The organism is Acetatifactor sp. (assembly GCF_982438285.1).
Window position 1 is genome coordinate 1 of sequence record NZ_CEWDFQ010000279.1, and the last position, 4,181, is coordinate 4,181.

The 4,181-nt window shown below is 49.4% G+C and carries 4 protein-coding genes; 2 read left to right on the forward strand and 2 right to left on the reverse strand.

Features of this window, described 5'->3' with window-relative positions; all coding sequences use genetic code 11:
- Positions 1 to 154: 154 nt before the first annotated feature.
- Together AC1WIP_RS12375 and AC1WIP_RS12380 are read left to right on the forward strand one after the other, a co-directional pair.
- Positions 155 to 370 (forward strand): hypothetical protein, encoded by a 216-nt coding sequence (locus AC1WIP_RS12375; RefSeq protein ID WP_318703550.1) that lies wholly within the window; start codon positions 155 to 157, stop codon positions 368 to 370.
- Between the two features lie 260 nt (positions 371 to 630).
- Positions 631 to 2,331, forward strand: a complete 1,701-nt coding sequence (locus AC1WIP_RS12380; protein ID WP_481142116.1) for a glycosyl hydrolase family 18 protein — start codon at positions 631 to 633, stop codon at positions 2,329 to 2,331.
- A 74-nt stretch (positions 2,332 to 2,405) separates the two neighbouring features.
- Here the strand turns inward: AC1WIP_RS12380 and AC1WIP_RS12385 are convergent, their stop codons facing one another.
- Both AC1WIP_RS12385 and AC1WIP_RS12390 read right to left on the reverse strand, forming a co-directional pair.
- Positions 2,406 to 3,245 (reverse strand): hypothetical protein, encoded by an 840-nt coding sequence (locus AC1WIP_RS12385; RefSeq protein WP_481142117.1) that lies wholly within the window; start codon positions 3,243 to 3,245, stop codon positions 2,406 to 2,408.
- Positions 3,246 to 3,295: 50 nt separating this feature from the next.
- Positions 3,296 to 4,181: class B sortase (locus tag AC1WIP_RS12390; protein WP_481142118.1), on the reverse strand; the 886-nt coding region annotated here is incomplete at its 5' end.

The following is a 4,181-nucleotide window of genomic DNA, read 5'->3' on the forward strand; positions in this document are numbered from 1 at the left end:
TTAGAAGCATTAGCAAATTTTAACTAATGCAGAATCATGTACTGCTGAAGGCGCTGAAAAAAGCTTCCGCTAAAATCAATGTATCACAGGGCACGAGGGAAAAGACCTTGGCCCCTGCTTTTGGTCCGGAAGCTTGGAAACAGGAGGAATTCCAATGAAAGAACCTGATGCTGCCGAAAGGAGTATGATTGATTCCCTGGAGCAGATGCAGAAGGCAGGCGCAAAATTTTTTGTGGATGGAGAGCCGGTTTCCTTTGATGAGGCGCTGAAACGCACCGTCAGGGAGGAGCATGCTTACATGGCGGATTATATTGTAAGTCCTGCGGGAAAAGTGGAGCAGGTGCGCTTTGACAAGGTGGATCTGCCGTAAAATGTCAGTACAATTTCTGACAAAATGCCGCTTTTGATGTAAGGCAGCAGAAAGCGTGATTTGGATGCTTTTTGCTGCCGGCATAAGGATTGCCTCTCATGCTGAAGGACTGCGCATATCAGCTGCGCAGATTAATAGAAAAAGTGGCAATTTGTCATATTGTGTGATAGAATATAACTGTTCTGCCCCACGGCCGGTATTTGGCGGGCGGCATGGACAGTTATATTCAGGAACACGAATTATTTTCAGAAAGGTACATTATGAAAAGGAAAATTTTACCGGTTATCGTAGCTCTGCTTTTAATTGCTGTGATCGGAGGCGTCTGGCTTGGCGGCAGGCTGTATGACAGATATTCCTACAGCAGGGAGCGGGCTGATCTGGACGCGTATTTTCAGGTATCGGGGGAACAGGCGGCGATCATCCTGCAGGATGAGATGGTGGAGGAAAAAGCCATAGTCAGGGATGGCATCTGCTACTTTGACTTGGCAACGGTGCATAAATATTTCAATGAAATCTTTTATGCAGACCGCAGTGAAAATCTGCTTTTGTATACAACGGCAGTGGAAACCTACCGGTCAGGAATTGGAGAGAGCAGCTATTCTTCCAATACGGACAGCCAGGATTACGGCTATGCCATCAGCTTTATAGAGAATGACACGGTGTATATAGCAGCGGATTATGTGAAAAAATTTACCAATCTTTCCTATGAGATTTACGACAGGCATGTGCAGGTCTATACTCAGTGGGGAGAAAAGCGGTTGGCCGATGTGAAAAAGGATACCTGGGTGAGAGAGCTGGGAGGGGTAAAGAGCCCTATTCTGCGTGATCTTTCTGAGGGCGAGCAGGTAGAGATACTGGAGGAGATGGATACCTGGAGCAAGGTAAAGACAGCGGATTCCATCATCGGATACGTGGAGAACAAACGGCTTGCCAATGAGAGCACTGTACAGGAGACGCCGGTGACGGATTACACAGCGCCGGAATATACGTCCATAGCCATGGAAGGGAAGGTAAGCCTGGGATGGCATTCCATCGGGGGTGCAGCCGGAAATGATACCCTGGAGAGCATGGTGTCCGGGACGAAGGATATGAATGTAATTGCTCCTACTTGGTTTAGCTTAAATGATAACGAAGGGAATTTCAGGAGCTTTGCAAGCTCGGAATATATACAAAGGGCTCATGCCATGGGAATTCAGGTATGGGGCGTCTGGGACAATTTTAATTACCGCAATGAGACAGGCGCGCAGGTGGATGAGTATCAGGTGCTGTCGGTTACCTCAAAGCGCCAGAAGCTTGTCCAGGGAATCGTAGATACGGCGCTGAGCCTTGGCCTTGACGGAATCAATCTTGACTTTGAGCAGCTGGGCGTGGACAGCGGAACGCATTTTGTACAGTTTTTGAGAGAGCTTTCTGTTTTGTGCCGCTCTAATGGCCTGGTGCTCTCGGTGGACAACTATGTGCCCTTCAATTTTAATGATCATTATCGTCTGGATATTCAGGGACAGGTGGTGGATTATGTGATCATTATGGGGTATGACGAGCACTGGCACGGAAGCGGGAACCCGGGAAGCGTTGCAAGCATTGACTATGTAAGCAATGGAATTGCCAAGACGCTGGAGGAGGTGCCTGCCGGGAAGGTGGTAAATGCCCTGCCCCTGTATACCATTCTCTGGAAAACAGAAGGGACAACCGTGACAGATGAATATATCACCATACGGAACACAGAAGAATTTTTAACACGCATGAATGTTACGCCTCAGTGGGATGAGGAAACCTGCCAGAATTATGCAGAATGGTCGGAGGGAACGGCAACCTATCAGATATGGATTGAAGATGAAGACTCCATCAGTGTGAAGCTGAATGTGATGAGCGCCCAGGGAATCGGAGGCGTTGCCGTGTGGAGACTGGGATATGGAACAGAAGGAGTCTGGGAGCTGATTTCAGCTTATGTAAATTCCTAGAAGCTCCTGCAGTCATCGTGTATGAAATACAGAGGCCGGAAAACCTGTTAAGGGTTTCCGGCCTCTCATTATGGCTATTTTACTGATCGTTTCAAGCCATAGCTTCCTCCAAGACAAATTACAGCTGCAGCAGCAAGCCACAGAATAAGATTGCTTTCCCCTGTTTTGGGAACATCGTCATACTCGTCTGCATCAGAGGACTGTGAAGCTTGAGTGGTTTGGGCTGAAGACTGCGAGCTGGACTCCTGTGCCGGTGCGGTGCTCTGCTGTGTGCTTTCAGAAGCTGTGCCGGAAGGAGTGGTGCTGTAATCCTTCTCCTCTGTTTTTACGGTGCCATTTGTAATCACCAGTTTTCCTGCCGCTACATTATAAAAATCATAGTAAGTGGTCAGGTTATCTTTTCCGATCAGATGGCCTACGGTGCCTGCAACGGTTACATTAGCATTGATATCGGAGGAGCCCAGAATCTGCAGGGTGGAAATACTGTTGTTAAAGGTAACACTGGAGGTGTCATATACATAAGCGTTTGTGATATCTCCGTTGACAGCCGCAACACTGCTTCCCAGCACATAGCAGCTGTCGATTCCGTTTGTGGTCACTACAACAGTGGAGGCGTTGTTCAGGGTCAGATTGCCCAGGCGCGCATTGAGTGTGACATTGAGCGTACCTGTGCCGTCGATGACTACGGTGTCTCCATCCTTGATATCCTGCTGCATATAGTAGAGCTCCCGATGCTCTGCATTGTCATCCCAGGATGAGCCTTTCTGGAACCGCCATTCGTTGTCGCCGGCCACGTACCTTACATAGTAGGCTGCAGGCTCCGCCGCAGAAGCGGTAAGCACATTGCCGCCGGGAAACACCACAAGCAGGGCTGCAGCAGCCACAAGAGAAATAAATTTTTTCAGTTTTTTCATAGTTTGTCCTCCTGACACAAAAATTGTTTTTTATTTTGAACCTTTTGGGTCTATTGGGTCAAAGGCAGATAGCTGTCTCCCTGTGCCGTTTCTTTGGCGACGACCACGAACCGCCCCTGCTCCACATGATAGACGCAGGTGGAGAGCGTCAGGAAACGGTCGCCGAACTGGGCGCTGACTCCGGTGTCATACAGTGACATTGCCATAATGTTTTCGTAAAAGTCATCAAATTCTTCCTGGGTGTCGGCCTGGAAAAACTGATAAAACTTAAATACCTGATCACTCTTTTTGTAGACCTGTGAACGAAACACGGCGATGACCTCATAAATGCGTTCACAGTCCTTTGTATACAAGAGAATCTGGCTGTGCTCTTTACAGTAGTCGGGGTCCTCATAATCTGTCAGGTTGCCGAACATTTCGCCGGAGCGCATATTGTGGCCGTGTATGATCAGATTTGTGGTCAATGGGTCCAGACTGCTGTCGGTGTCCAGAATCAGACTGCCGTTTTGATTGTCATTTCCCTCAAAATCCCGGTAAAGGTAATAATTCTCGTCCCGGGGTGTCCACATCACCGGATAATCTATATTGGTGCCGGGTATCTGCAGCCACGCAGCCATATCCTCATTTGCGAGAAAGCTGTCACGGTAGGGATTCACAACGGCTGCCGGAGCCTCCGTGGCGTCCCCGGAAGCATTTTCCTGTTGGGCTGTCTGCGTCTCCTCGGGCAAAACGTTTTCATCGGAGGCGCTTTCATTCTGGGATGGGGCATCGTCCGGGCTGCTCTCTTCCCTGCTGCCATCCTCTATGGCCTGGGCCGAGAGGCGGCAGGCCTCCAGCGTATCCTTGGCCTGCTTGTCCGAAATGGCATTTCCCACAAGGAGCACACAGACCGCTGCCAGGCATCCGGCCCCGATTACGCCCAGCAAAAGGGCAAAA

Excerpts from the sequence above, each read along its gene's own strand:
- AC1WIP_RS12375 (WP_318703550.1), top strand. The coding sequence starts at position 155 with ATGAAAGAACCTGATGCTGCCGAAAGGAGTATGATTGATTCCCTGGAG.
- AC1WIP_RS12385 (WP_481142117.1), bottom strand. The coding sequence starts at position 3,245 with ATGAAAAAACTGAAAAAATTTATTTCTCTTGTGGCTGCTGCAGCCCTG.
- AC1WIP_RS12380 (WP_481142116.1), top strand. The coding sequence starts at position 631 with ATGAAAAGGAAAATTTTACCGGTTATCGTAGCTCTGCTTTTAATTGCT.